General features: G+C 62.3%; 21 protein-coding genes and 2 pseudogenes. 9 read left to right on the forward strand and 14 right to left on the reverse strand.

Annotated elements, in window-relative coordinates; all coding sequences use genetic code 11:
• Window positions 1-82: 82 nt before the first annotated feature.
• Window positions 83-997: a sugar kinase gene (locus JMN22_RS02660; protein ID WP_030141400.1), complete on the forward strand. Its 915-nt coding sequence runs from the start codon at window positions 83-85 to the stop codon at window positions 995-997.
• A gap of 180 nt (window positions 998-1177) precedes the next feature.
• On the opposite strand, the gene JMN22_RS02665 is transcribed toward JMN22_RS02660, so the two are convergent.
• Both JMN22_RS02665 and JMN22_RS02670 read right to left on the reverse strand, forming a co-directional pair.
• Complete coding sequence (locus JMN22_RS02665; protein WP_019690952.1) at window positions 1178-1453, reverse strand: peptidylprolyl isomerase; 276 nt, start codon at window positions 1451-1453, stop codon at window positions 1178-1180.
• 48 nt (window positions 1454-1501) lie between these two features.
• A complete protein-coding gene (locus JMN22_RS02670; protein WP_030141401.1) occupies window positions 1502-4039 on the reverse strand; it encodes a PAS domain-containing protein in 2538 nt (845 codons plus the stop codon).
• Window positions 4040-4172: 133 nt separating this feature from the next.
• Between JMN22_RS02670 and JMN22_RS02675 the strand changes: the two genes are divergently transcribed.
• Window positions 4173-5291, forward strand: a complete 1119-nt coding sequence (locus JMN22_RS02675; protein ID WP_198795716.1) for a PilT/PilU family type 4a pilus ATPase — start codon at window positions 4173-4175, stop codon at window positions 5289-5291.
• A 133-nt stretch (window positions 5292-5424) separates the two neighbouring features.
• Here the strand turns inward: JMN22_RS02675 and JMN22_RS02680 are convergent, their stop codons facing one another.
• The 4 genes from JMN22_RS02680 to JMN22_RS02695 form a co-directional block, all read right to left on the reverse strand.
• Window positions 5425-7380 (reverse strand): acetoacetate--CoA ligase, encoded by a 1956-nt coding sequence (locus tag JMN22_RS02680; RefSeq protein ID WP_198795717.1) that lies wholly within the window; start codon window positions 7378-7380, stop codon window positions 5425-5427.
• Between the two features lie 161 nt (window positions 7381-7541).
• Entirely contained in the window at window positions 7542-8318 is a 777-nt protein-coding gene (gene hbdH, locus JMN22_RS02685) for a 3-hydroxybutyrate dehydrogenase (protein WP_198795718.1), read from the reverse strand.
• Between the two features lie 8 nt (window positions 8319-8326).
• Window positions 8327-9718: a GntP family permease gene (locus tag JMN22_RS02690; protein ID WP_030141405.1), complete on the reverse strand. Its 1392-nt coding sequence runs from the start codon at window positions 9716-9718 to the stop codon at window positions 8327-8329.
• A 276-nt stretch (window positions 9719-9994) separates the two neighbouring features.
• Window positions 9995-11434 carry a sigma-54 interaction domain-containing protein gene (locus JMN22_RS02695; RefSeq protein ID WP_198795719.1) on the reverse strand — a complete coding sequence of 480 codons (1440 nt, stop codon included), beginning with the start codon at window positions 11432-11434 and terminating at the stop codon, window positions 9995-9997.
• 165 nt (window positions 11435-11599) lie between these two features.
• Between JMN22_RS02695 and JMN22_RS02700 the strand changes: the two genes are divergently transcribed.
• The 3 genes and pseudogenes from JMN22_RS02700 to JMN22_RS26755 form a co-directional block, all read left to right on the forward strand.
• Window positions 11600-11815, forward strand: a complete 216-nt coding sequence (locus JMN22_RS02700) for a TIGR02450 family Trp-rich protein (RefSeq protein WP_198795720.1) — start codon at window positions 11600-11602, stop codon at window positions 11813-11815.
• Window positions 11816-11931: 116 nt separating this feature from the next.
• A pseudogene (locus JMN22_RS26750) lies at window positions 11932-12711 on the forward strand (PAS domain-containing protein); the annotation flags it as partial.
• A 105-nt stretch (window positions 12712-12816) separates the two neighbouring features.
• A pseudogene (locus JMN22_RS26755) lies at window positions 12817-13266 on the forward strand (methyl-accepting chemotaxis protein); the annotation flags it as partial.
• 5 nt (window positions 13267-13271) lie between these two features.
• On the opposite strand, the gene JMN22_RS02710 reads toward JMN22_RS26755, so the two are convergent.
• The 6 genes from JMN22_RS02710 to JMN22_RS02735 all read right to left on the reverse strand — a co-directional run bounded on the left by JMN22_RS02710 (window position 13272) and on the right by JMN22_RS02735 (window position 20174).
• Window positions 13272-14852: an ABC transporter ATP-binding protein gene (locus JMN22_RS02710; protein ID WP_198795722.1), complete on the reverse strand. Its 1581-nt coding sequence runs from the start codon at window positions 14850-14852 to the stop codon at window positions 13272-13274.
• A gap of 27 nt (window positions 14853-14879) precedes the next feature.
• Window positions 14880-15902 (reverse strand): ABC transporter permease, encoded by a 1023-nt coding sequence (locus JMN22_RS02715; RefSeq protein WP_198795723.1) that lies wholly within the window; start codon window positions 15900-15902, stop codon window positions 14880-14882.
• Window positions 15902-16960: a microcin C ABC transporter permease YejB gene (locus tag JMN22_RS02720; RefSeq protein WP_198795724.1), complete on the reverse strand. Its 1059-nt coding sequence runs from the start codon at window positions 16958-16960 to the stop codon at window positions 15902-15904. The genes JMN22_RS02715 and JMN22_RS02720 overlap by 1 nt, the downstream gene beginning before the upstream one ends.
• Window positions 16960-18828 (reverse strand): extracellular solute-binding protein, encoded by a 1869-nt coding sequence (locus JMN22_RS02725; protein ID WP_198795906.1) that lies wholly within the window; start codon window positions 18826-18828, stop codon window positions 16960-16962. The genes JMN22_RS02720 and JMN22_RS02725 overlap by 1 nt, the downstream gene beginning before the upstream one ends.
• A gap of 129 nt (window positions 18829-18957) precedes the next feature.
• On the reverse strand, window positions 18958-19239 hold the full coding sequence (locus tag JMN22_RS02730) for a peptidylprolyl isomerase (protein WP_030140552.1): 282 nt from the start codon (window positions 19237-19239) through the stop codon (window positions 18958-18960).
• Between the two features lie 74 nt (window positions 19240-19313).
• A complete protein-coding gene (locus JMN22_RS02735) occupies window positions 19314-20174 on the reverse strand; it encodes a lipase family alpha/beta hydrolase (protein WP_030140553.1) in 861 nt (286 codons plus the stop codon).
• Window positions 20175-20498: 324 nt separating this feature from the next.
• On the opposite strand from JMN22_RS02735, the gene JMN22_RS02740 reads away from it, so the two are divergent.
• Entirely contained in the window at window positions 20499-21578 is a 1080-nt protein-coding gene (locus JMN22_RS02740) for a hypothetical protein (RefSeq protein ID WP_236010235.1), read from the forward strand.
• A 24-nt stretch (window positions 21579-21602) separates the two neighbouring features.
• On the opposite strand, the gene JMN22_RS02745 is transcribed toward JMN22_RS02740, so the two are convergent.
• Window positions 21603-22673, reverse strand: a complete 1071-nt coding sequence (locus tag JMN22_RS02745) for a 3-deoxy-7-phosphoheptulonate synthase (RefSeq protein ID WP_030140555.1) — start codon at window positions 22671-22673, stop codon at window positions 21603-21605.
• 331 nt (window positions 22674-23004) lie between these two features.
• A complete protein-coding gene (locus tag JMN22_RS26640; protein WP_258647863.1) occupies window positions 23005-23133 on the reverse strand; it encodes a hypothetical protein in 129 nt (42 codons plus the stop codon).
• Window positions 23134-23287: 154 nt separating this feature from the next.
• Between JMN22_RS26640 and JMN22_RS02750 the strand changes: the two genes are divergently transcribed.
• From JMN22_RS02750 to gacA, 3 genes are all read left to right on the forward strand, one after another.
• Window positions 23288-24037 (forward strand): carbon-nitrogen hydrolase family protein, encoded by a 750-nt coding sequence (locus tag JMN22_RS02750; RefSeq protein WP_030141406.1) that lies wholly within the window; start codon window positions 23288-23290, stop codon window positions 24035-24037.
• A gap of 10 nt (window positions 24038-24047) precedes the next feature.
• Entirely contained in the window at window positions 24048-24482 is a 435-nt protein-coding gene (locus tag JMN22_RS02755; protein WP_198795725.1) for a GNAT family N-acetyltransferase, read from the forward strand.
• Between the two features lie 127 nt (window positions 24483-24609).
• Window positions 24610-25251 (forward strand): response regulator transcription factor GacA, encoded by a 642-nt coding sequence (gene gacA / locus JMN22_RS02760; protein ID WP_003200277.1) that lies wholly within the window; start codon window positions 24610-24612, stop codon window positions 25249-25251.
• Window position 25252: the final 1 nt, after the last annotated feature.

Consider the following 25252-nt stretch of genomic DNA (forward strand, 5'->3'; position numbering starts at 1 on the left):
CTGTGTTCACCACGATCCCTGTGGGAGCGAGCTTGCTCGCGATAGCGGCCTGCAATACACCGGCGAACCATCAGGATCATCCATGAGCAATTCCAGACCCCGCATCGCCCTGATCGGCGAATGCATGATCGAACTGCAACACCGCGCCGACGGCAGTCTGGTGCAGAGCTTCGGTGGCGACACCCTGAACACAGCGGTGTATCTGTCCCGCGCGTTGGGCGAGAAGGGCGTGGTGGATTACGTCACCGCCCTGGGCGACGACTCTTTCAGCGACGCCATGTGCCGCAGCTGGGCCGAAGAAAACATCGGCCTGGACAGGGTCCAGCGTTTGCCCGGACGCCTGCCGGGCCTGTACTGCATCCAGACCGACGCGGCCGGCGAGCGGCGTTTTCTGTACTGGCGCAACGAGGCCGCGGTGCGCGAGTGCTTCACCACGCCGGCCGCCGCGCCGATCCTGGAAGCCTTGCCGGACTATGACGTGCTGTATTTCAGCGGTATCACCCTGGCGGTGATTGGCGAGCAGGGCCGGCGCAAACTCATCGAAACCTTGATCGAGGCGCGGCGACGCGGTGCCCAGGTGGTGTTCGACAACAACTACCGGCCACGGCTCTGGGCTTCGGTCGAGACCGCCCGGGCGGCTTACCGCAGCGTGTTGCCCCACGTCGAGCTGGCGTTGCTGACCGTGGAGGACGAACAGGCGCTGTTCGGTCATGCCGACAGCGAGGCGGTGTTCGCGGCCTATGGGCAACTCGGTACGCCGGAGGTGGTGCTCAAGCGTGGCGCCGAGGCCTGCCTGATCCGTTGTGATGGACAGTTCTATGAGGTGCCAGCCCAACGGGTTGAGCGCGTGGTGGATACGACAGCGGCGGGAGACTCGTTCAGCGCCGCCTACCTGGCGAGTCGTTTACTGGGCGGTAGCCCGGCGGAGGCGGCCGAGGCCGGGCATTGGCTGGCGAGTCGGGTGATTCAGGTGCCGGGGGCGTTGATACCCAAGTAGCGACATTTTTGGAAGTGCTGTCTTTGTGGCGAGGGGATTTATCCCCGCTGGGCTGCGAAGCAGCCCTAAAACAGTGGACGCAATCTTCCTGGCACACCGAGCTGCCGAACTTGGGGCTGCTGCGCAGCCCAGCGGGGATAAATCCCCTCGCCACAGGAGCCGCTTCGGGGCCGGCATCCCTCAATCCCGATAAAACACCTGCACCAGGTGATACCCGAACTTGCTCTTGATCGGCCCATGCACCACCCGCAGCGGTTTCTTGAAGATCACCGCATCGATGGCGCCGACCATTTGCCCGGGGCGCACTTCACCCAGGTCCCCGCCGCGCTTGCCGGAGGGGCACGTGGAGTATTTCTTCGCCAACACGTCGAAGGCTTCGCCCTTGGCGATGCGTTGCTTGAGCTGTTCGGCTTCTTCGGCGGTTTTCACCAGGATATGGCGGGCTTGGGCTTTCATTGCGGCACAGACCTGAACGGGGCAAAAGGGCGGCGATTATGCCTCAAGTCAGTGGTCATGGTTGATCATCGTTCGAATCTTGTTCGCCAGCAAATCCAGGGTAAAAGGCTTGGCGACCATGTCCATGCCCTGGTCCAGGAACCCTTGGCGCTCGGTGGCCTTCTGCGCGTAACCGGTCATGAACAGCACTTTCAGATCGGGTCGGTGCTGACGGGCAATCTCCGCCAGTTGCCGGCCGTTCATGCCCGGCAGGCCGACGTCGGTCACCAGCAAATCGATGCGTTGTCCGGATTCCAGCAACACCAGGGCCCGCTTGGCGTCCTCGGCTTCGAGAGCGGTATAGCCCAGGGTGGCGAGCAGGTCGAGCACCAGCATGCGCACCGCCGGTTCGTCTTCCACCAGCAACACGGTTTCTCCGGCGATGGCCGCGGGTGCGTCGGTGACTGAGGGTTCCGTGGCTTGCTCAGTCGGTGCGACGCGCAGGCGTGGCAGGTACAACTGCACCCGGGTGCCTTGGCCCGGCACGCTGTCCAGGCTCAGGTGTCCGCCGGACTGCTGGGCAAAGCCATAAATCATCGACAATCCGAGACCGGTGCCCTGGCCGATGGGCTTGGTGGTGAAGAATGGATCGAAGGCTTTTGCCAGCACGGCGGGGGTCATGCCGCTGCCGTTGTCGCGCACCGCGATCATCACGTAGTCGCCAGCCTTCACCGGTTCCAGCGTGCTGATGTCGCTGCCGTCGAGGTAGACGTTGGCGGTTTCGATGGTCAACTCGCCACCGTCGGGCATCGCGTCCCGGGCATTGATCACCAGGTTGAGCAGGGCGTTTTCCAACTGGCTGGCGTCGGTGCTCACGGGCCATAGCTCGCCGGCCAATTGCAGCCGTAGCACGATGTGGTCGCCGGTGGTGCGGCTCAGCAGGTCTTCGAGCGAGCGCACCAGCGTGTTGGCATCCAGTGGCTTGCGATCCAGCGACTGGCGTCGGGAGAAGGCCAGCAAGCGATGGGTGAGGGCGGCGGCGCGGTTGGCCGAGGAAATCGCCGCTTCGGTAAAACGACCGATCTCGGCGGCACGACCGGCGGCGATGTAGCGTTGCATCAGGTCGAGGCTGCCGAGGATGCCGGTGAGCATGTTGTTGAAGTCATGGGCGATGCCGCCGGTGAGCTGGCCCACCGCTTCCATTTTCTGCGCATGGCGCAGCGCTTCCTCGGCCCGCTCGCGCTCGAACATCTCGCTTTGCAAGCGGTGGTTGGCCTCGGCGAGTTGCTGGGTGCGGGCGATTACCCGCTCCTCCAGCGTTTCGTTGAGGTTGCGCAGGGCTTCCTCGGTTTTCTTGCGCTCGGTCTCGTCGATTACAAAGATGTAGAAGCCATTCACCGACCCGTCACCGCCCCGGCGCGGCAGGTAATTGATCAGCGCATGACGCGGCCGCCCGTCGCGGTGGGCCGACTCAGCGGTGAAGCTGCACGGCTTGCCTGCCAGGGCGTCGGCGATCTGTACGGCGCGGGCGGCGTAGGCTTCCTCGCCGATGACTTCGCGAACGGTCTTGCCGTAAAGCTCCTGCGGGGTCAGGCCATACCAGTTCAGGTAGGCACTATTGTTCAGCCGGAAACGTTCTTCGCGGTCGACATAACTGATGAGTATCGGCATCGCGTTGATGATCAGTTGCAGCTCGGTCTGGCTCTGGCGCAGGGCGTGTTCGGTGCGTTTGCGCTCGGTCAGGTCCAGGGCCGCGCCGAGAAAGCGCTTGGGCCGGCCATGGCGGTCCTTGTAGCAGCGCCCGCGCACGAATACCCAGCGCAACTCGCCGTTGGGCTGCAGCAGGCGATACTCCTCGGCGTATTCGGTGCCATGGGTGATGCAATGCTTGATGCTGCGTGCGACCATCGCCCGGTCTTCGGGGTGGACGCCTTCGAGATAGGCGCTGATGGGCAACTGGCGCGACAGGTTCGGGTCGACGCCATGGAGCAGGGCGAAATGCGCGTCGGCAATGAAGCGATCCTCGCTGATGTCCCAATCCCAGGTGCCCAGCGCATCGGTGGCCGCCAGGGCCAGTTGCAGGCGTTCTTCGCTTTCCTGCTGGGCCTTGAGGCTGGCTTCGGAGCGCCGTTCGAATTCCTGGGCCAGGCGTCGCCGTTCGCTGGTCTCGATGGCAGTGACCAGGATGCCGGCCACGCTGCCACGTTCGTCGTGCACGGGGCTGTAGGTCAGGTCCAGCCAGACATCACAGAGGCGGCCGCCAAACGGCATGCGCCAGCGCTGGTCGCGGCAGGTGCGCATGCGGCCTTGCAACACGCCGTGATAAATCCTTTCGGTTTCGCCCCGTAGCTCCGGCCAGGCCGTGTGGGTGGGCAGGCCGAACGCCCTGGGGTGCTTGTCGCCGACCAGGCGGGCGTAGGCGTCGTTGTACAGATGGATCAGCTGCGGCCCCCACAGCACCGCCATCGGCATGGGCGAATGGAGCACGATGTCCACGGCGGTGCGCAGGCTCTGGGGCCAGGTTTCGCTGGCGCCCAGCGGGCTGGTGGTCCAGTCCAGGCGGGCGATCAACTGCTGTGTGTCGCTGCTGGCGGGTATTGCGTTCATCACGGGAGTCCCTGGATGTCATGTCGATGCTGCGGCTTCTACTATCCTCTGAAGAAGTTAAGCGCGGGTTGATCTGAAGTTTTTCTGGCTCGGGTCAGCGTGTCCATTGAAGTTCGCGGATGTTTTTATGGCCATGGAAATTGATCCTTTGTTACGAATCCTGGCAAGCCAGGACGGCTCCGACCTCTATATGTCCACCGGCGCGCCGCCCTGCGCGCGTTTCGAAGGTGTGCTCAAGCCGCTGAGCAACCAGGCGTTCAAGGTCGGCGACATCGCCGGGCTTGCCGAGTCATTGATGGACGCCGAACAGCGCCTTGAGTTCGATCGGGAACTGGAAATGAACCTGGCGATTTCCCTGGCCGGCGTCGGACGGTTCCGCGTCAACATCTTCAAGCAGCGCAATGACGTGTCCATGGTCATACGTAACGTCAAGCTGGACATTCCGCGCTTCGAAGACCTGAAACTGCCCAAGGTGCTGCTTGAGACCATCATGCACAAGCAAGGGTTGATGCTGTTCGTCGGCGCCACGGGTTCGGGCAAATCGACGTCACTGGCGGCGCTGATCGATTACCGCAACCGCAACAGCAGCGGCCACATCATCACCATCGAGGATCCGGTGGAATATATTCACCGGCACAAGAAATCCATCGTCAACCAGCGGGAAGTGGGCGTGGATACCCGCAGCTTCCACGCCGCCCTCAAGAACACCTTGCGCCAGGCGCCGGATGTGGTGCTGATCGGCGAAATTCGCGACCGTGAAACCATGGAACATGCCTTGGCCTTCGCCGACACCGGCCATCTGGTGATCTCCACCTTGCATGCCCACAATGCCAACCAGGCCCTGGACCGGGTGATCAATTTTTTTCCGGAGGAACGCCGGGCGCAACTGCTTCACGACCTGGGCAACAACCTCAAGGCCTTTGTCTCCCAGCGCCTGGTACGCACCCGCACCGGCCAGCGGCGGGCGGCGGTGGAAGTCATGCTCGGTTCGCCCACGGTGGCCGACCTGATCCGGCGCAACGAGCTGGGTGAGCTCAAGGGCATCATGGAAAAATCCGAAGAACTGGGCATGCAGACGTTCGACCAAGCGTTGTTCAACCTGGTGGTGGAAGGGGCGATCGATGAAGAAGAGGCGTTGAAAAATGCCGATTCGGCGAACAATCTGCGCTTGCGGCTCAAGCTCCATGCGGAGTCGGGGGCGGCGCCACCGGCTGATCCGTCGGCGGGCGGGGAATGGGGGCTGATGGATTGATCGGTTCGTAGTGCAACCGCGTTATCGTTCATCGCGAGCAAGCTCGCTCCCACAGGGGATTTGGGTGCAAACAATCCGCTGTGGGAGCGAGCTTGCTCGCGATGAGGCCCTCAAGCCCAGCAAAACATTCAGATCAGCTCGCAAGCTCCACCCGCCCACGAAACTGCTCCAACGCCTCGGGGTTAGCCAGTGCATCGGTGTTTTTTACCGCCTCGCCATGCACCACGTTGCGCACTGCCAGCTCCACCACCTTGCCGCTGATGGTCCGCGGAATATCGCTGACCGCGAGGATCTTCGCTGGCACATGACGCGGTGTGGTGTTGGCGCGGATGACCTGGCGAATCTTCTGCTCCAGTTCGTCATCCAGCGCCACGCCTTCGCGCAGGCGCACGAACAGCACCACCCGCACATCCCCTTGCCATTGCTGGCCGATGGCGACGCTGTCGAGGACCTCTGCGACTTTTTCCACCTGCCGATAGATTTCCGCCGTACCGATGCGCACGCCACCAGGGTTGAGCACCGCGTCGGAGCGTCCGTGGATCAGCAGGCCGCCGTGGGGCAGTTCTTCGGCGTAGTCCCCTTGGGCCCAGACGCCGGGGAACTGGCTGAAGTAGGAGGCGTGAAGCTTTTCCTGGTGGGGATCGTTCCACAGCCCGATGGGCATCGCCGGGAAATGCCGGGTGCAGACCAGTTCGCCTTTTTCGCCCACCACCGCTTCGCCGGCCTCGTTCCAGACCTGCACCGCCATACCCAGGCTCTTCCCCTGCATTTCGCCCCGGCGCACGGGGGCCAGCGGGTTGCCGTTGACGAAGCACGACACGATGTCGGTGCCGCCGGACATCGAGGCCAGGCACACGTCGGCCTTGAAGTCGCGGTAGACATAATCGTAACTGTGGGGCGCCAAGGCCGAGCCGGTGGACAGGATGGTCCTGAGGCTGCCCAGGTCGTGGGTCTGGCGTGGCTTGATGCCCTGGCTTTCCAGGGCGGCCAGGTATTTGGGGCTGGTGCCGAACACGCTGACGTGTTGCCGGTCGATCAGGTCGAGCAGGCGTTCGGGGCCGGGGTGGAACGGCGAGCCGTCATACAGCACCACCGCGCTGCCCATGGCCAGCGCCGACACCAGCCAGTTCCACATCATCCAGCCGCAAGTGGTGTAGTAAAACAGCCGGTCTTCGGGGCCCAGGTCCACGTGCAAACCGTGTTCCTTGGCATGTTGCAGCAGCACGCCGCCGGTGCCGTGGACGATGCACTTCGGCACGCCGGTGGTGCCACTGGAATACAGGATGTACAGCGGGTGATCGAACGGCACGGGTGTGAACACCGGCTCGCCGCCCCGTTGGTAGAAACCGTCCCACAGCGCCACGCGGGCCGGGGTCTTGAAGTCTTCGACGCGGGCATCGGGCTGGGCGTAGGGCAGCACGATCAATTGTCGCAGCGACGGTAGTCGTTCGAGGATTTCGTTGACCTTGGGCCGCTGGTCGATGGTTTTGCCGGCGTAGCGATAACCGGCGCAGGTGATCAGCACCTTGGGTTCGATCTGGCCGAACCGGTCGATTACGCCCTGGGTGCCGAAGTCCGGCGACGAGCACGACCAGATGGCGCCCAGGCTGGTGGTGGCGAGCATGCCCACCAACGTTTGCCAGGTGTTGGGCATGCAGGCGGCGACCCGATCGCCCTGGGTCACGCCGGCGGCTTTCAGGCTCTGTTGCAGGCCGGCGACATGGGCGGCGAGATCGGCCCAGGTCAGCTGCTCTTTGTCGCCGTTTTCACTGACGGCTACCACCGCCACGGCACTGTCGCGGCGGCGCAGCAGGTGTTCGGCAAAATTCAGCGTCGCCCCAGGAAACCAGCGGGCGCTGGGCATTTGCGGACCTTCTTCGAGCACCGCACTAGGCGCTTGCTGGAAGCGAATCTCGAAGAAGTCGACGATGGCCAGCCAGAAGGCTTCGCGCTGCTCGATGCTCCAGGCGTGCAGGGTTGGGTAGTCGTTGAGTTGCAGCAAGTACCGTTCGTTGACGAACCGGCGAAAGGCGTCCATTCGCGACTGGGCGATGCGTTCGGGGCTGGGTTGCCAGAGGATGTCGGACATGGTTTGCCTCTTGTTTTGGGGCTTACAAATAGTTCAGCACAAGGCGCTGGATGTGGCGAGGGAGCTTGCTCCCGTTGGCCTGCGAAGCGGGCCCAAGAGGCGCCTGCTGCGCAGCCGAGCGGGAGCAAGCTCCCTCGCCACAGAAGCTCGGGGTCGCGGCGTTATTGGGCCAACCACCCGCCATCAATATTCCACGCCGCGCCGCGCACCTGGCTCCCGGCTTCGCTGCAGAGGAACAGCACCAGTTCACCCAGTTGCGGCGGGGTGACGAACTCCAGGGACGGCTGCTTCTCGGCCAGCAAATCATGCTGGGCCTGTTGCGGGTCCACACCCGTGGCGATGCGGTCGTCGATCTGCTTCTGCACCAGCGGCGTCAGCACCCAGCCCGGGCAGATCGCGTTGCAGGTGACGTTGCTGGTGGCGGTTTCCAGGCCGACCACTTTGGTCAGGCCGATCACCCCATGCTTGGCCGCGACGTACGCCGCCTTGCCCACGGAACCGACCTGGCCGTGCACCGAGGCGATGTTGACGATCCGTCCCCAGCCCTTGGCGCGCATGCCCGGCAGGCTCAGGCGGGTGGCGTGGAACACCGAGGACAGGTTGATGGCGATGATCGAATCCCAGCGCTCCACCGGAAAATCCTCCACGGCGGCCACATGCTGGATGCCGGCGTTGTTCACCAAAATGTCGACGCCGCCAAATTCGCGCTCGGCGTAGGCGAACATGTCGGCGATCTGTGCCGGGTCGCTGACGTCGGCCGGATGATGGCCAACTTTTACACCGTGTTGCGCGACTTCGGCGACTACCGCCGACGCATCGCCAAAGCCGTTGAGGATCAGGTTGGCGCCGGCCTTGGCCAGGCTCAGGGCGATGCCCAGGCCGATGCCGCTGGTGGAGCCGGTGACCAGGGCGGTCTTGCCCGCAAGAGTGGTTGTCATAGGGAACCTCACACAATGCCAGTGGCGTAGAACACACCGATCACGAAGAACACCGCGAGGGTCTTGATCAGCGTAATGCAGAAAATGTCTTTGTAGGCTTCGCGGTGGGTCAGCCCGGTCACCGCCAGCAAGGTGATCACCGCGCCGTTGTGGGGCAGGGTGTCCATGCCGCCGCTGGCCATGGCGGCCACCCGGTGCAGCACTTCCAGCGGGATGTTGGCGGCATTGGCAGCGTTGATGAAGGTTTGCGACATCGCCGCCAGGGCGATGCTCATGCCACCCGACGCGGAGCCGGTAATGCCCGCCAGCAGCGTCACGGTCACGGCTTCGTTGACCAGCGGATTAGGGATGCTCTTGAGCCAGTCGGCCAGTACCAAGAAGCCCGGCAAGGAGGCGATCACCGCACCGAAACCGTATTCCGAGGCGGTGTTCATCGCCGCGAGCAACGCACCGCCCACCGCGCTCTTGCTGCCTTCGGCGAGTTTGCTGCGAATGGCCCGGAAACCGAACAGCAGCACCATGACGATGCCCACCAGCAAGGCCGCTTGCACGGCCCAGATCGCGGTGAGCTTGGCGACGTCGCTGGTCACCGGTGCCGCCATGCCCGGCAACGCCAGGCTATGGGTCTTGCCGTACCACTGGGGAATCCACTGGGTGAACAGCAGGTTCATGATCCCCACCGCCAGCAGCGGCGAGACGGCGATCCAGGGATTGGGCAGCTTGATGTCTTCGGCGGTCTCCGGCTCGTTGCGCAGCTCGGTGCCGTAGCCTTCGCCCAGGCGCAGGGCCTTGTTGCGTTGGCGCTGCAAGAACAGCATGCCGATGCTGAACACGAACAGCGTACCGATCACCCCCAGCCACGGTGCCGCCCAGGCGGTGGTGTTGAAGAAGGTACTCGGGATGATGTTCTGGATCTGCGGCGTGCCGGGCAAAGCGTCCATGGTGAACGAGAAGGCGCCGAGGGCGATGGTGGCCGGGATCAGTCGCTTGGGGATATTGCTCTGGCGGAACATCTCGGCTGCGAACGGGTACACCGCGAAGACCACGACGAACAGCGACACGCCGCCATAAGTGAGCAGCGCGCAGACCAGCACGATCACCAACATGGCCTGGCGTGTGCCCAAGAGGCGAATCGCCGCCGCGACGATGGAGCGGGAGAAACCCGACAGCTCGATCAGCTTGCCGAACACCGCGCCGAGCAGGAACACCGGGAAATAGAGTTTGATGAAGCCGACCATCTTGTCCATGAACACCCCGGTGAACGCGGGGGCGACGGCGGACGGATCGGTGAGCAGGACCGCGCCGAGGGCGGCGATGGGGGCGAAGAGGATAACGCTGTAGCCACGGTAGGCGGCAACCATCAGCAGCGTGAGGGCTGCCAAGGCAATGATCACACTCATGGTGTGTCTCCTGGATTGTTATTTTTGTGGGGTGATGCGTGGGGAGGGCTATAGCGAGTTTTGTGCCAGATGATTAAGTGGCTGAAATATAAGGGATTTATTGAGAATTGTGAGGAGAGCTTGAGAACTTTGTCTCTGTTTTGAGATTTTTATTGGGATTGCTGATCTCATCGCGGGCAAGCTCGCTCCCACAGGTGATCTCGGTATCAGGAAGAACGCCAATTCCTGTGGAGCGAGCTTGCTCGCGATGAGCGCAAAGCGCTCCAAATTAGAAGTCTATTTATAGAGAATTGAGTCTCTTTGTTGAGACTCCGCAATCCCCAACGCCACCATCTTCTTGTACAGCGTCGACCTGCCCAGCCCCAACCGCTCGGCAGCCTCGATTACCCGCCCATCGCATTGCGCGAGGGTGGTTTCGATCAGATGTCGATCGAATCGGGCCCGGGCCTGGCTGAAGGTTTCCTGGGGCAACGGCTCCAGGCTGGGGATCGTCGCCCGCACGACCGGAGTGAAAGTCCCAATGGCCGCGCGAATGTCGGTGGCGGTGAGCACCAGGTCGTCACTGAGCAGCGCCGCGCGTTCCAGCACGTTGCGCAACTCCCGGATGTTGCCCGGCCACGCATGCTGGCCCAGCAGGTCGAGGGCGTCGCGGTGCAGTTCGTGTTGGCTGCGCAGTTCTTCGAGGATCGCCTCGCTCAGGGCGGGCAGGTCATCCAGGCGTTCGCGCAGCGGCGGGACCTGGATCGGCAATACATTGAGGCGGTAATACAGATCCGCACGGAATTCGCCGCGCTTGATCGCGGCTTCCAGGTCGGTGGATGTCGCGGCGATCACCCGGACGTCGCTTTGCAGCACCTCGTTGGAGCCGACCGGTTCGTATTCTTTTTCCTGCAACACGCGCAGCAGTTTGCTTTGCAAGGGCAGCGGCATATCGCCGATTTCGTCGAGGAACAGCGTCCCACCCTGGGCGATTTGCAGTTTGCCAGCGCGGCCCTTGCGGTCGGCGCCGGTGAAAGCGCCGGGCGCGGTGCCGAAGAACTCGGCTTCCAGCAAAGATTCCGGTATCGCGGCGCTGTTGATGCTGACGAAGGCCTTGTGGGCCCGCGGCGAGGCACTGTGGATTGCCTGGGCCAGCAACTCCTTGCCGGTGCCGGTTTCACCGAGCAGCAGCACCGGCGAATCGGTGCTGGCGCTGCGTCGGGCGCGGCGCTTGACTTCAAGGCCGGCGCTGCTGGTGCCAATGAAATGAGCAAAGTTGTACTTGGTCTGCCGCGCCCGCAGCAGCGAGCGGGTGGAGGCCAGCTCCTCCTGCATGCTCAAGTAGCGCTTGAGCATCGGCGACAGGCTGCGCAATTCGTCGAACAAGGCAAAGCCGATGGCGCCGATCACCGCGCCGGCATTGTCATGGATCGGCAGGCGCATCACCACCAGCGGTTCCTTGGGGGTGTCCTGCATGTCCAGCAGGATCGGCCGCCCGGTGCGCACCACCTCGCGCAGCAGGCTGCCCGGGATGACGCTTTCGCACGCCCGCCCAATGGCCTCCTGCGCCGAATTCAGGCCGAAGCGACGGGCATAGCGTTCGTTCATCCAGACGATATTGGCGTCACGGTCGACGATCACCGTGCCTTCACTGGACTGCTCGATGATCTCGAACAACGAGCGGATCGCCAGCGTGCGCACGCGCTTGTAATCCTTGAGGCTTTCGGTGGGGTTCATCGTCCATTTCCGGGAAGGGCAGGCTTGCGGTAGGAAGCCGGTCGTTTGGCGGCATTATGCCGAGGCACGAAGGCTGTTCAACACTCCCTTCTGAATCGTCGTGGTGAGGTGATCTATAAACTTGTACAGTTGAGCGACTCTGTACATAAAAATTGCGAACGAACCATGAACAAATTCAATCCTCGGAAGCTCAAGCTTTCCAAGTGGACGGCCTGCGAGCCGGTCAATCGGGAGAAGCATTTTCTCGTCATCCAGTTGCTTTGCGACGATCAGGGAGCACCGACCCAGGTCGAGTTGCAGGCTGTTCACAGCGCCCGCAGCGAGCTTATGGACTGGCAGGCGCTACGGGACAGCAGGCGTTGGAAGATGGGCTGGAGCTGATGACCAAGCTGCGTAAAGAGAAAAGCTCTTTGAATTGTACAGAAATATAAAACTGTACAAGTTTTGTTGGGTGATGGCTTAATGCTGTCCAGTCAACGTCTCGGGGAGCGGTACCCATGTTCATTCGCACTCGCAAGCATCAGGACGCTTTGCAACACATCCAGGCCAGGCAGGCGATTCTTGAAGCGGAGCGGGTGGCGCTCCATGACGCCATGGCGATGGTCGAGTTCAGCGCAACGGGCGAGGTGCTTGGCGCCAGTGCGCTTTTTCTGAAAATGACCGGTTATTCTCTCGACGAGATCGTGGGCCAGCATCATTCCATGTTCTACGAACCTGCCTACGCCCGCAGCCAGGAAAACGCAGCGTTGTGGCAGCAGTTGGGGCGTGGCGAAAGCGCCGAGGCGCAGTTTCTGCACCGGCGGCGCGAGGGCGATGGGATCTGGGTGGAGGCCAGCTATGTAGCGGTGCGCGGTCAGGGCTCAGGCATTCAAAGCGTTATCCAGATAGTGCGCGACCGCCACGAGCGCGTGCTGCGCGCCCAGGCCGAGTCCAGTGTCATGCAGGCGATCGACCGTTCCATGGCGGTCATCGAGTTCGACCTGAGCGGTACCGTGCTGCGGGCCAACGACAATTTCCTCAAGGTCATGGGGTATCGACGCGAAGACGTGCTCGGCCAGCACCACCGCCTGTTCTGCAAGCCCAACGAAGTGCAGGACGAAGCCTATCGCGGCTTTTGGGCCGCGCTGAACCGTGGCCAATACATGAGCGGGCTGTTCCAGCGCGTCGATAAACGAGGCGCGACGGTCTGGCTGCAAGCAACGTACAACCCGCTCTACGACGCCAATGGCCGCTTGTATGGCGTGGTCAAGTTCGCCACCGACAGCACTCGCGAGGTCGAGCAGCGCCAGACTGAATCAAAAGCGGCGCGACTGGCCTTCGAAACATCGCGAAAAACCGATGAGCACACGCAAATGGGCACCTCGGTTGTCCAGCAAACCGTGACGGTGGTGCAGAGCATTGCCGATGAACTGCAGCAGGTCGCCCTGGGCATTGGTGCCTTGAGTGCCCAGTCCGAAGAAATCGGCAGCATCGTCGACGCCATCCGCGGGATCGCGGAGCAGACCAACCTGCTGGCGCTCAATGCCGCTATCGAAGCAGCCCGGGCCGGGGAGCAGGGGCGTGGTTTCGCGGTGGTCGCCGATGAGGTGCGCAACCTTGCGCGCCGCACCAGCCAGGCCACCGTGGCCATCTCCGACGTGGTCGGCAAGAACCGCGAGCTGGCCAGGCAGGCGGTGACCAGCATGCAATCCAGTACGCTCAAGGCAGAGCAAGGCGTGAAGCTGGCGAACCAGGCAGGCACGGTGATCCTGGACATCCATCGCGGCGCGCAGCAGGTGGTCGAGGTGATTGGCGAGTTTGCCCACGCCATGGATCAGCGAGGCGACGCCTGATCGCGTCAGGCTGACCCCGGATGCGCCGCCGCCAACAACTCCTTGGTATACGGATGCTGGGGTGAGTCGAACACGTCATGGCTGGCGCCTTGTTCGACCACCTTGCCGTCCTTGATCACGAGCATGTCGTGGGCCAGGGCGCGCACCACCGCCAGGTCGTGGCTGATGAACAGGTAAGTCAGGCCGTGCTTTTGCTGAAGGTCGCGGAGCAGGGCGACCACTTGTTTCTGCACGGTGCGGTCGAGGGCTGAGGTGGGTTCGTCCAGCAGGATCAACGCTGGCTTGAGCACCAGCGCCCGGGCGATGGCGATGCGCTGGCGCTGGCCGCCGGAAAACTCGTGGGGATAGCGATGCCGGCTCTGTGGATCGAGACCGACTTCCTTGAGCGCCTGGATCACCCGCGCTTCGCACTGCGCGGCGCTGGAGGGACTATGGACTTCCAGGCCTTCGCTGATGATCTGTTGCACCGACATGCGCGGGCTGAGGCTGCCGAACGGGTCCTGGAAAACGATTTGCATCTGTTTGCGCCAGGGCCGCAGTTCCTTGTGTGACAGATGATCCAGCGCATTGCCCTGGAAACGGATGCTGCCTTCGGATTCGATCAGCCGCAGGATCGCCTGGCCGAGCGTGGATTTGCCGGAGCCGGACTCGCCGACGATGCCCAGGGTCTTGCCGCGCTGGATGCTCAGGCTGATGCCGTCCACGGCGCGCAGATATTCCTTGCGCCGGAACAACCCACCGCCGAGGGGGAAGCTGACCCGCAGGTCCTCGACTTGCAGGACTTCTTCGCGTTCATCCCGGGGCAGGGCTTCGCCTTCCGGTTCGGCATGCAGCAATTCGCAGCTATAGGGGTGTTTCGGTGCGCTGAACAGCGTCTCGCACGGCGCCTGCTCGACGATTTCCCCGGCCTTCATCACGCACACCCGTTGGGCGATGCTGCGTACCAGGTTGAGGTCGTGGCTGATCAGCAGCAGGGACATGCCAAGGCGCTGCTGCAGCGACTTGAGCAGCAGCAGGATCTTGCGCTGCACGGTCACGTCGAGGGCGGTGGTCGGTTCGTCGGCGATCAGCAGTTCCGGCTCGCAAGCCAGGGCCATGGCGATCATCACGCGTTGGCGCTGGCCGCCGGAAAGCTGATGCGGATAGGCCTTGAGGCGTTCGGCGCGTTTCTGGATGCCGACCAGGGCGAGCAGTTCCAGGATGCGCTGGCGCGCGGCCTTGCCACCCAGGCCTCGATGCAGCATCAGGGTTTCGCCGATCTGCTTTTCGACGCTGTGCAGCGGGTTCAGCGAGGTCATCGGCTCCTGGAAGATCATGGCGATCCGGTTGCCGCGCAGTTCGCGCAAAGTCTTGGCCTCGGCACCCACCAGTTCCTCGCCGCGATAGCGAATGCTGCCGGTGGTGCGCGTGCCGGTTTCCGGCAGCAGTTGCAGGATCGAATGCGCCGTGACCGACTTGCCGGAACCCGACTCGCCCACCAGTGCCAGGCACTCGCCGGGGCGAATGTCCAGGCACAGGTTGCGCACCACCGTCTGGTCGTTGAAGGCCACGCTCAGGTCGCGAATTTCGATCAGGTTGTCGCTCATCTCAAGGTTCCGCTTCATGATCGTGGGTCAAGACCGAGGGTCAAACGCGTCTCGCAACGCTTCACCGATAAACACCAGCAGGGAAAGAATCAGCGCCAACGTGAAAAACGCCGTCAGTCCCAGCCACGGTGCTTGCAGGTTCTGCTTGCCCTGGGCGATCAGCTCACCCAGGGATGCGCTGCCGGCCGGCATGCCGAATCCGAGGAAATCCAGGGCCGTCAGGGTGGAGATCGCCCCGGTGAGAATAAAGGGCAGGTAGCTCAGGGTGGCGTTCATCGCGTTGGGCAGGATATGCCGAACGATGACTTTGCGGTCTGACAAGCCCAAAGCCCTGGCGGCCTTGACGTATTCGAGGTTGCGCCCGCGCAGGAACTCGGCACGTACCACGTCCACCAGGGCCAGCCAGGAAAACAGCGCCATGATCCCCAGCAGCCACCAGAAATTCGGCTCGACGAAACCGGACAGGATGATCAGCAGGTAGAGCACCGGCAGCCCGGACCAGACTTCCAGCAGGCGTTGCCCAAGCAGGTCCACCCAGCCGCCGTAATAACCTTGCAAGGCCCCGGCGGCGATGCCGATCAACGCGCTGATGGCGGTCAAGGCCAGGGCAAACAGGATCGACACCCGCGCGCCGAAGATGACCCGCGCCAGGACGTCCCGCGCCTGGTCGTCGGTGCCCAGCCAGTTGACGCTCGACGGAGGGCTTGGCGCCGGTTGGTTGAGGTCGTAGTTGGGCGTGTCATCGCTGAACGGGATGGGCGGAAACAGCAGCCAGCCGCCGCCCTTGTGAATCAGGTCCTGGACATAACTGCTGCGATAGTCGGCCTGGAACGGCAACTGGCCGCCAAACTCCTGTTCGGTGTGGCGCTTGAACACCGGGAAGTACAGCGAGTCCTGGTAGCTCACCACCAGGGGTTTGTCGTTGGCGATCAGTTCACCGCCCAACGTCAGGATGAACAGACCGATGAACAACCACAGCGACCACCAGCCGCGACGGTTCTTCTTGAAGCGCTCGAACCGGCGGCGGCCCAAGGGGGAAAGCTTGAACATCAGGCGTTCCTCGCGGCGAAGTCGATGCGCGGGTCCACCAGGGTGTAGCAGAGGTCGCCGATGAGTTTGATCAGCAGGCCGAACAGCGTAAAGATGAACAGCGAGCCGAACACCACCGGATAGTCCCGGGACACGGCGGCTTCATAGCTCATGCGGCCCAGGCCGTCGAGGGAGAAGATCACCTCGATCAGCAACGAGCCGGCGAAAAACACGCTGATGAATGCCTGGGGAATGCCCGACACCACCAGCAGCATCGCGTTGCGGAACACGTGGCCGTACAGCACCCGGCGTTCGCTCATGCCCTTGGCCCGCGCGGTCACTACGTATTGCCGGGTGATTTCGTTGAGGAACGAGTTCTTGGTCAGGATCGTCAGGGTGGCGAAGCCGCCGATCACCAGCGACGTGACCGGCAGCACCAGGTGCCAGAAGTAATCGGCGATCTTGCCCAGGGTCGACAGGGATTCAAAATTGTCCGAGACCAGGCCGCGCACCGGGAACCAATTGAGCGAAGTGCCGCCGGCGAACACCACGATCAGGAACATCGCGAACAGGAACGCCGGCATGGCGTAGCCGATGATGATCGCAGTGCTGCTCCACACATCGAAGGCCGAACCGTGATGCACCGCTTTGCGTATGCCCAGTGGGATCGACACCAGGTAGGTGATCAATGTCGCCCAGAGCCCGAGGGAAATCGTCACCGGCATTTTTTCCAGGATCAGGTCGGTGACCGTGGCGCCGCGGAAAAAGCTCTTGCCGAAGTCCAGGCGGGCGTAGCTGGTGAGCATCAGCCACAGGCGCTCGTGGGCGGGTTTGTCGAAGCCGTACTGTTTCTCGATGTCCTTGATCAGTTGCGGGTCCAGCCCACGGCTGGCGCGGGAGCTGCCGGTCATGGCATTGCCCGAGCTGCCGACGCCGGCCCCGCCGATGCCCTGCAGGTGAGCGATCGCCTGTTCCACCGGTCCGCCCGGCGCGGCCTGGACGATGACGAAGTTCACCAGCAGGATAATCACCAGCGTGGGAATGATCAGCAGCAGGCGCCGCGCAATGTAAGTCCACATCAGTGATGCCCTCCAGGCGAGCCGCGCTTGATGCGTTCGGCGGTCATCTGCTCGTTGGTCAGCGGCGTGGTGCTGACTTCCCACCAGCTCTCGATGGCTTCGTCATTGCTCGCCTGGACTTTCGGCATGCCGAAGCGATTCCACCACACGGTGGAGCTGCCGGGCGGGTAATAGTTGGGAATCCAGTAGTAATTCCATTGCAGCACCCGGTCCAGCGCATGGGCATGGCGGAGCATATCGCCCTGGGTGGTGGCTTTGACCAGGCCGTCGATGAGAGCGTCCACGGCGGGGTTCTGCAAGACCATGTAGTTGTTCGCGCCGGGGTCGGTGGCCGCCGCCGAGCCAAAGTAGTTGTAGAGTTCCGTGCCCGGCGAAGTGCTGACGGGATAGCCAGTGATGATCATGTCGTAGTCGCGGCTCATCAGGCGGTTGACATACTGGGACGAGTCGATGCGCCGGATGTTCATGTCGATGCCGATCTGCGCCAGGGTCCGCTTATAGGGGAGCAGGAGGCGATCGATACCGTTCTGGGTCACCAGGAAGGTGAAGCTCAGGGCCTCGCCTTCGGCGTTCACCAGGCGATCGCCGTCAGGTTTCCAGCCGGCCTGTTCCAGCAATGCCAGGGCTTGCAGTTGCTTGTCACGGATGATGCCGCTGCCGTCGGTTTTCGGCGCCTCGAAGACCTGGTTGAAGACCTCCTCGGGTACCATGCCGCGCAACGGTTCTAGAATTGCCAGTTCGCCTGCATCGGGCAGTTGCCGGGCGGCGAGGTCGGTGTTGGAGAAATAGCTCTGTTGACGCACGTAGAGGTTGCGCATCATCTGGCGATTGCTCCACTCGAAATCCCAGAGCATGGCCAGCGCCTGGCGTACGCGGCGGTCCTGGAATTGTGGTCGTTGCAGATTGAACACGAAGCCCTGGGCCGGCTGGGGCGCCTCGGTGGCGAGGTGGGCCTTTTGCAGGCGACCGTCGCGCAGGGCGGGGCTGTCGTAGCCAATGGAATAGCCGGTGGCGGAGAACTCACGGTTGTAGTCGTACGCGCCGCCGCGCAGGACTTGCCGGGCCACGTCGGTGTCCCCGAAGTACTCGATGCTGAAGTGGTCGAAATTATAGAGGCCGCGGCTGACCGGCAGGTCCTTGCCCCACCAGTCGGCGTTGCGCTCGAAGGTGATGCTGCGGCCCGAGTCGACCTTGCTCACCCGGTATGGACCGCTGCCCAGGGGCGGCTCGTAGCCGCCGCCGTTGGCGAAGTCGCGGGTTTTCCACCAGTGCTCGGGGAAAACCGGCAGGGTGGCGATGTCCAGGGGCAGGGTGCGGCTTTCGTTGTTCTTGAAGTCGAAGCGAACGGTGCGTTCCGACTCCACCTCGACACCCTTGACGGCGGCGAATTGGGTGCGATAGCGCAGGCTGCCCTGGGTCATCAGCAGATTGAAGCTGTAGCGCACATCTTGCGCGGTGATGGGCTTGCCATCGGCAAAACGTGCCTTGGGATTGAGGTAGAAACGTATCGACAGGCCGTCCTCGGCGCGTTCCATTTTCTCGGCAACCAGCCCGTAGACGGTATAGGGCTCGTCCAGCGAGCGCTGGGCCAGTGGCGAATAGAGCATGCCATCGACCTGGCTGACGCCGATGCCTTTGTCGATATAGGGCAGTACGTGGTCGAAATGGCCGATCTCCATGGCTGAGCGGCGCATCGTGCCGCCCTTGGGGGCCTGGGGATTGGCATAGGCGAAATGACCGAAACCTTCGGCGTACTTGGCCGGTTCGCCGTAAACGGTCAGGGCATGTTGGGGGGTAGCATTCACCGTTGCGGCGCCTGTCAGCAGGAGCACGGCAGTGAACAGCCAGGAGGGAAACGCCAGTCGCATTGTCAGCCTTAACGCCGGGTGATCGATGACCACGATTTGTACGCGAGCGACGTGTCGATCGCCAGTCCCTCGCATGACCCAAACATGACGGCCCACCAAAAGGCGGGCCGTCATGTCGATAGACCGGGATCAGTCCTGGCGGCTGGTCACTTCCAGCAGGTGATAGCCGAACTGGGTCTTGACCGGGCCCTGGACCACATTGATGGGGGCGCTGAAGACCACGGTGTCGAATTCCTTGACCATCTGGCCTGGACCGAACGAACCCAGGTCGCCGCCCTGGCGGCTGGACGGGCAAGTGGAATTGGCCTTGGCGATTTCAGCGAAATCGGCGCCACCTTCGATCTGAGCCTTGAGTTCGTTGCACTTCTCTTCGCTGGAAACCAGGATGTGGCGGGCAGTGGCTTTGGCCATGGGAAAAATCCTTTCAATGTCTTTAAAAGTGGTCAGCCTACCGGAATTGGTACGGGTTTGTTGTCAAAAATGCGTCAAAGCCCGACGATTCGCAGGCGCTCGGCGTGCCTCAGGTAGAGCGCCACCGGATCGGTTCCCTTGCATCGTTCGCCGCCGACCGATTGGTTGATCGCGTCCAAGTGGTCCATGGGGTAATCGGAGCGAATGACCTTGCCTAGATGCGAGCTGTAGCGCCCGACGATGCCATCGTTCTGCCCAGCCTCGGTGATGAAATATTCGGAGAAGGCCTGGCAGAAACCGTGCGCGGTATCCGCGGTGTCTCGCACCGTCCCGCTCCACGAGTAATAGCGCACGCCGTTGACCTCTTGCGGGCCGTTGCCTCCCCAGCTACGGGGCAGGCCTTGGGGGTATTTGTCATTGAACGCGCCCACGCCTTCGGTGGTCAGCGCTGCCAGTGCCGCGATGGCATGTTGCGGGAGCTTTGCCTGGCCGCTGAGCGATGAAATGAAGTCGGCAAAAAGCGTCGCGACCCGACTCGCGACTTGCTCCGGCAGACGGCCTGGGGTCAACGCCTTGCGCAGGAAGTCCGCCAGTTCCGAACCCTGATTGGGCCCGTTGACCGAAGTGACCGAGGCGACAAGGTCCGGTGCCATCGCCGCAGCATAGCGGGCGGCCAGCGCGCCTTGGCCGTGACCGATCAGGTTGACCCTGGGGGCACCGGTCCCATCAAGGACCCGCTCAATCTGCGCCAGTAACTGCTCGCCACGGGCCTCATTGCAGTGCGTGACTGATACGTACGGGATGAACACTCGGGCACCGGCCGTACGTAGGGCTTCTTTGATGTCACGGAAAAGTTCGGATTGCCCAACCTTTTCGAACCCGAACAAACCATGGACCAATAAGATGGGAAAGCGCGTAGTTGCATTCCGTTGCATGTTCATACCTTTTTCGAAGAGGTTCATGTTGTGTTGCCAGCGCCACTCTAATCGAGGCGATGAGCGGGCGGTGTAGGACAAGACCGCTGCGAGCTGCGGAAACCGGAATAAAGAACGCGAGAAGTTTCTTGCGAGGCGGGATGATGCCTAGGACCAAGAGATGCGTCTGATAGCGAGCGCACTTCAAAGCTACAACCTCAGTTGCTGGAGACTACTCTTCGCGTCGTGTTGTCTGATTGCCTGTCTGGGCACAAGCAATTTCAATGGCTTCATCCGGCACCGTCACATCAGGCGGTGCCTTTGTCCAAGGATTGGAGCCAGGAAATGACTGTTGAATCATCTGTTGCCAAAACAAGGCGTTCGCCGCACAAACTGCCGGCGCCTGTGCTGGCAAGGGCCCAGGGAGGCGTGATCAATCCCGCCTGGAGCAAGGTTGTCGTCACGGTCGTGCCATACCCGATGATGGCCTGTGGCGATGAAGTGCTGTTGCGTTGGCATGGCCTCAATAACGATGGCGAGCCATACCGTCATGAAGTCCGCCGGTTTGTCACGGGACGGCAGGTAGGGCGCGACGTCGTGTTTGTCGTGCGCGAACCTCACCTCGCCGAGTTGGAGGGGGGCTCGTTGGAACTTTCGTATCGGGTAACCGGCAAGCAACTGACCGACGGGCTGGTTTCGGACCCCTTGCAGTTGGTGATCGGAGATGTACCGACGCATTTGTTGCCGCCCATCGCCAACGATGCGGTGGGTGGGAGTCTCGATCCAAAGCGAGTACCTGAGGGCACGCTGCTCACCGTGCGGCCATATTCAAGAATGGCGGCAGGCGATCGAATCATCCTCATTGCCAGCCGTGATTCGAAGCCGTTATGGCGCGACGAACTCGATATCGAAGCCTATGCGGTGGGCCGTGAAGTTTCGTTCTGGATTGAACACGCCAATATCGCTCCCCATTTGGGGCATTCGCTGAGCTTGACCTATGTCGTCAGGCGAGGGCACCTGGTGCGCCGGGCCGAATCGTTGTCGATCCACATAGGTCCGCTGGTGCGCCCCGCGCTGAAGGCGCCGGTCATCCTGGAGGCGCATGATGGTTGGCTTGATGTCGACGCGCTTGATGACGCGGCGACAGTGGTCATCGACGGGGTTGGACTGGAGGCGGGGGAACTGGTCTGGTTTCAGTGCGATGGCATTTATTTCACCGTCCGCGACTGTTTGATTACCGAGGAGACGGCAGGCCAGCCGGTGGTCTTCAAGGTGCCCGCCGCTTATTGGCGGGATCAACTCGACCGTCCGGTCCATTTCTTTTATCAGGTAGAGCGCCTGGATGATGTCAGCCAGCGGTCTGCCACCGAGACCCTTCAGGTGCGTTCCGGGCTGCCTGGCGGCGGCAAGCCCCGCACCGAATGAGGGCTTGCCGATGGTTCAAGGCGTTCACGCCAGCGATTGCAACCTGCCGTGAGCCTGACGTAATAGCTGCTCGGTGGATTCCCAGCCGAGACACCCATCGGTGACTGACACCCCGTAGCGCATCGCCGGGCCCAATGGCTGGCAGCCCTCGAACAGATGGCTTTCAAGCATCATGCCGATGAGGGCGTGATTGCCCAGTAGCCGTTGTTCCAAAACGTCATTGAACACCTGGGGTTGGCGCAGTGGGTCCTTGCCGCTGTTGGCGTGGCTGCAATCGACCATGATGCGGGGCGGGATTTTGAGGCGAGCCAGGTCGTCGTGTATCTGGGCCACGCTCTGGCGATCGTAGTTCGGACCGCGATGGCCGCCGCGCAGCACCAAATGCGTGTCGGGGTTGCCCGGGGTCTGGATGATCGCCGGATGTCCCTGGCTGTCGACGCCGAAATGCCGATGAGGGTGAGCCGCGGAGCGCATGGCGTCACAGGCGATGCCGACGCCGCCGTCCGTGCCGTTCTTGAACCCTACCGGCATGCCCAGGCCGCTGGCCATCTCCCGGTGAATCTGCGATTCGGTGGTGCGGGCGCCGATCGCTACCCAACTTAGCAAGTCGTCGAAGTAACCGGCAGCCATGGGCTGCAACAACTCCGTGGCGACGGGCAGGCCGAGTCGCAGCATTTCACGCATCAATTCCCGAGACAGGCCGAGACCGGCGGCCATGTCATCACTGCCGTCGAGGTGAGGATCGTAGGCCAGGCCTTTCCAGCCAATGGTGGTGCGCGGCTTCTCGACGTAGGCACGCATCACCAGCAGCATGCTGTCGCTCACCTCCCGGGCAAGACGGGCCAGGTTGGCGGCGTATTCGAGAGCGGATTTCGGGTCGTGGATGGAGCAAGGGCCGACGATGACCAACAGGCGGGAATCCTCGCCATTGAGGATTGCGCGGATCGCTTGGCGATGGACGCCGACTTGGTGACTCAACGCCGCATCAAGTGGCAATTGTTGCTTGAGCTGCAACGCGCTTGGCAAGCGCAGGGTCAAGGCTTCATTGGCAGGATTGAGCGTGGACAGCGGCAAAGCGGAGACGGACGAATTCATGATCTGGCTTCCTGGACGGGCAGCGGGTTCAGTCCCGCGCGTCGGCCCTATTGGGGTGTTCGACAATTGGCCGTAATGGCCCGCAACGTAGGCATGCCACCGGTAGGTGACCGATCGGAGGCGGCAGGCTGTCCCGAGCGGTGGCTGGTAAATCGCCAGGCGGAAAAACTGTCGTAACGGTAATAAGTGGCGTAGTTCATGGCTCAATCCTCAAGTTGTCTGGTACTGCGAATGTCTGGGGCCTGAAAAACAAAACCCCCGGTCGGGAGGCCGACCGGGGGTTTGGAAAACTCTGGAAGGCGACCCGTTTTTCATGGGCGCCGGTTGGGTATCAGGCGCGCCAGTGGCTAAACCAATACCCAAAATAAAAGCTGACCGGAGTCTGCACCTTGTTCGCCCAGGCAACCGCAAGCGAGCGCAGGGCGCTGGCAGGTTGAAGCGGTGAGAGGGCGTTGAACATGGTCTGTCTCCGATGAATGGTCCCGAGCTTACTAGAGCGCGACGCAGCCGTTCAATAAGAAAATTCTATCAGGCGTTTAAAAACATTCGCCTCGCTTGAGTCCGGCCGGCTTTATGACAAACTCCTGCCTTGTTCTGACTCTTTCGGACGAACCATGAACGCTTCAGTCTTTGCTGCCGCACAGGCCATATCCATTGCCGGGGACGTCAGCGCCAATCGACTGCGCCACCAGTCTTTCATGCAGGCCGCTGCCGAGCAGGACGTGCAAATGCTGGTATTTCCCGAGTTGTCACTCACCGGTTATGAGCGGGATCTGGCCGAGGAGTTGGCGATACTGCCTGACGACGCTATCTTGCAGCCGCTGCGCGACCTGGCGCACGAGTTGCGTTTGACCACTGTGGTCGGCATGCCGATCCGCCTGTTGGCAGGCGCACCCGTGATGATCGGCGCATTGATCCTGGGGGCGGATGGCTCCCTTGGGGTCTACAGCAAACAGCACTTGCACCCTGGCGAAGAGGTCGCCTTTGCGCCTGGTCATGGCGGTTCGTTGCTGCGGATGGGGACGGATCGCGTCGCCTGGGCGGTGTGTGCCGATTTCTGCCACGCCAGCCATGCCGCCGCAGCCGCGGAGCGGGGCGCCACGGTGTATGCGGCGGGTGTGTTGATCACCGAAGGCGGCTACCTGCCGGACACGACGTTGCTGCAAGGTTATGCCCGGCAACACGCCATGACGGTCCTGATGGCCAATCATGGTGGCGCCACCGGGGGCTGGGAGTCAGCGGGTCGCAGCGCGATCTGGGGCCCCGGCGGTTCGCTGATCGCAGCGGCACCCGGCGTTGGCGAGTCGTTGGTTATCGCCCGTCGCAGTGGCGATGGCTGGGCCGGGCAGGTCGTGCCGCTTTGACGAGGTTTCCATGAGTTTCCAATGGCGCCTGGCTGAGGTCGGCGACATCGATTTCGCCCGGCAACTGACTTGCCGCAACATGCTTCCCTATTATCTGCGCCATGATTTGCTGTGGCAGGACGAAGCGTTCGACCTGGCCTGGGTCATCCGCCTGAACTGGATCATCCACCGTGATGACCAGGCGCTGGGTTTTGTCAGCCTTAGCCGTGACGCTCGCGCCTTGTATATCCGCGAGCTGCAGATAGACCAGGCGTTTCGTCGGCAGGGTGCCGGAACCTGGGCGATCGGACAGGTCTGGCGGATGGTGGCACTTGAACATCGACCGGCATTGCGCCTGACGGTCTTCAAGGATAATCCGGCCAGGGCCCTTTATGAGCGCATGGGGCTGCAGGTGGTCGGCGAAGACGAGTGTTTCCTGAGGATGCAGCGAGACGTAGGTGCTTGAGGCTTCGAGTGTCGGGCCGAGAAGATGTGTTGTAACTTTTATCTGCCTGTTTGCGCTAGGTCTGCCGAGTGCTTTTTTGCTAAGGTGTGGGGCAACCCATACAAGACCAAAATCGTGAGGTGTCTGCTTGATTAGGGTGTTAGTGGTCGATGACCATGATCTCGTCCGTACGGGCATTACGCGGATGCTGGCTGACATCGATGGCCTGCAGGTAGTTGGCCAGGCCGAGTCCGGGGAGGAATCCCTGATCAAGGCGCGGGAATTGAAACCCGACGTGGTTCTGATGGACGTCAAGATGCCGGGCATCGGCGGCCTTGAAGCCACGCGTAAGCTGTTGCGCAGCCATCCTGATATCAAGGTCGTCGCGGTAACGGTGTGTGAGGAAGATCCATTCCCGACCCGGTTGTTGCAGGCAGGCGCGGCGGGCTACCTCACCAAGGGCGCCGGCCTGAACGAGATGGTCCAGGCGATCCGCCTGGTGTTTGCCGGGCAACGCTACATCAGCCCGCAGATTGCCCAGCAGCTGGCGATCAAGTCGTTCCAGCCGACCAACGATTCGCCCTTCGATGCGCTTTCCGAGCGAGAAATCCAGATTGCCTTGATGATTGTCGGCTGCCAGAAGGTCCAGATCATCTCCGACAAACTCTGCCTGTCGCCCAAGACCGTCAATACCTACCGTTACCGTATCTTCGAAAAGCTTTCGATCAGCAGTGACGTCGAGTTGACGCTGCTGGCGGTGCGTCATGGCATGGTCGATGCCAGCGCCTGAT

It is taken from the genome of Pseudomonas sp. HB05, from assembly GCF_016756915.1.
In the GTDB taxonomy this organism is placed as follows: Bacteria; Pseudomonadota; Gammaproteobacteria; order Pseudomonadales; family Pseudomonadaceae; genus Aquipseudomonas; species Aquipseudomonas alvandae.

Coding starts and splice junctions, on each gene's coding strand:
- hbdH (WP_198795718.1), bottom strand. CDS start 8,318: ATGACAACCACTCTTGCGGGCAAGACCGCCCTGGTCACCGGCTCCACC.
- JMN22_RS02700 (WP_198795720.1), top strand. CDS start 11,600: ATGAACAAATTCAATCCTCGGAAGCTCAAGCTTTCCAAGTGGACGGCC.
- JMN22_RS02720 (WP_198795724.1), bottom strand. CDS start 16,960: ATGTGGACTTACATTGCGCGGCGCCTGCTGCTGATCATTCCCACGCTG.
- JMN22_RS02710 (WP_198795722.1), bottom strand. CDS start 14,852: ATGAGCGACAACCTGATCGAAATTCGCGACCTGAGCGTGGCCTTCAAC.
- JMN22_RS02735 (WP_030140553.1), bottom strand. CDS start 20,174: ATGCAACGGAATGCAACTACGCGCTTTCCCATCTTATTGGTCCATGGT.
- JMN22_RS02690 (WP_030141405.1), bottom strand. CDS start 9,718: ATGAGTGTGATCATTGCCTTGGCAGCCCTCACGCTGCTGATGGTTGCC.
- JMN22_RS26640 (WP_258647863.1), bottom strand. CDS start 23,133: ATGTTCAACGCCCTCTCACCGCTTCAACCTGCCAGCGCCCTGCGCTCG.
- JMN22_RS02695 (WP_198795719.1), bottom strand. CDS start 11,434: ATGAACCCCACCGAAAGCCTCAAGGATTACAAGCGCGTGCGCACGCTG.
- JMN22_RS02755 (WP_198795725.1), top strand. CDS start 24,048: ATGAGTTTCCAATGGCGCCTGGCTGAGGTCGGCGACATCGATTTCGCC.
- JMN22_RS02730 (WP_030140552.1), bottom strand. CDS start 19,239: ATGGCCAAAGCCACTGCCCGCCACATCCTGGTTTCCAGCGAAGAGAAG.
- JMN22_RS02660 (WP_030141400.1), top strand. CDS start 83: ATGAGCAATTCCAGACCCCGCATCGCCCTGATCGGCGAATGCATGATC.
- JMN22_RS02665 (WP_019690952.1), bottom strand. CDS start 1,453: ATGAAAGCCCAAGCCCGCCATATCCTGGTGAAAACCGCCGAAGAAGCC.
- JMN22_RS02675 (WP_198795716.1), top strand. CDS start 4,173: ATGGAAATTGATCCTTTGTTACGAATCCTGGCAAGCCAGGACGGCTCC.
- JMN22_RS02715 (WP_198795723.1), bottom strand. CDS start 15,902: ATGTTCAAGCTTTCCCCCTTGGGCCGCCGCCGGTTCGAGCGCTTCAAG.
- JMN22_RS02740 (WP_236010235.1), top strand. CDS start 20,499: ATGACTGTTGAATCATCTGTTGCCAAAACAAGGCGTTCGCCGCACAAA.
- JMN22_RS02670 (WP_030141401.1), bottom strand. CDS start 4,039: ATGAACGCAATACCCGCCAGCAGCGACACACAGCAGTTGATCGCCCGC.
- JMN22_RS02680 (WP_198795717.1), bottom strand. CDS start 7,380: ATGTCCGACATCCTCTGGCAACCCAGCCCCGAACGCATCGCCCAGTCG.
- JMN22_RS02725 (WP_198795906.1), bottom strand. CDS start 18,828: ATGCGACTGGCGTTTCCCTCCTGGCTGTTCACTGCCGTGCTCCTGCTG.
- JMN22_RS02745 (WP_030140555.1), bottom strand. CDS start 22,673: ATGAATTCGTCCGTCTCCGCTTTGCCGCTGTCCACGCTCAATCCTGCC.
- JMN22_RS02750 (WP_030141406.1), top strand. CDS start 23,288: ATGAACGCTTCAGTCTTTGCTGCCGCACAGGCCATATCCATTGCCGGG.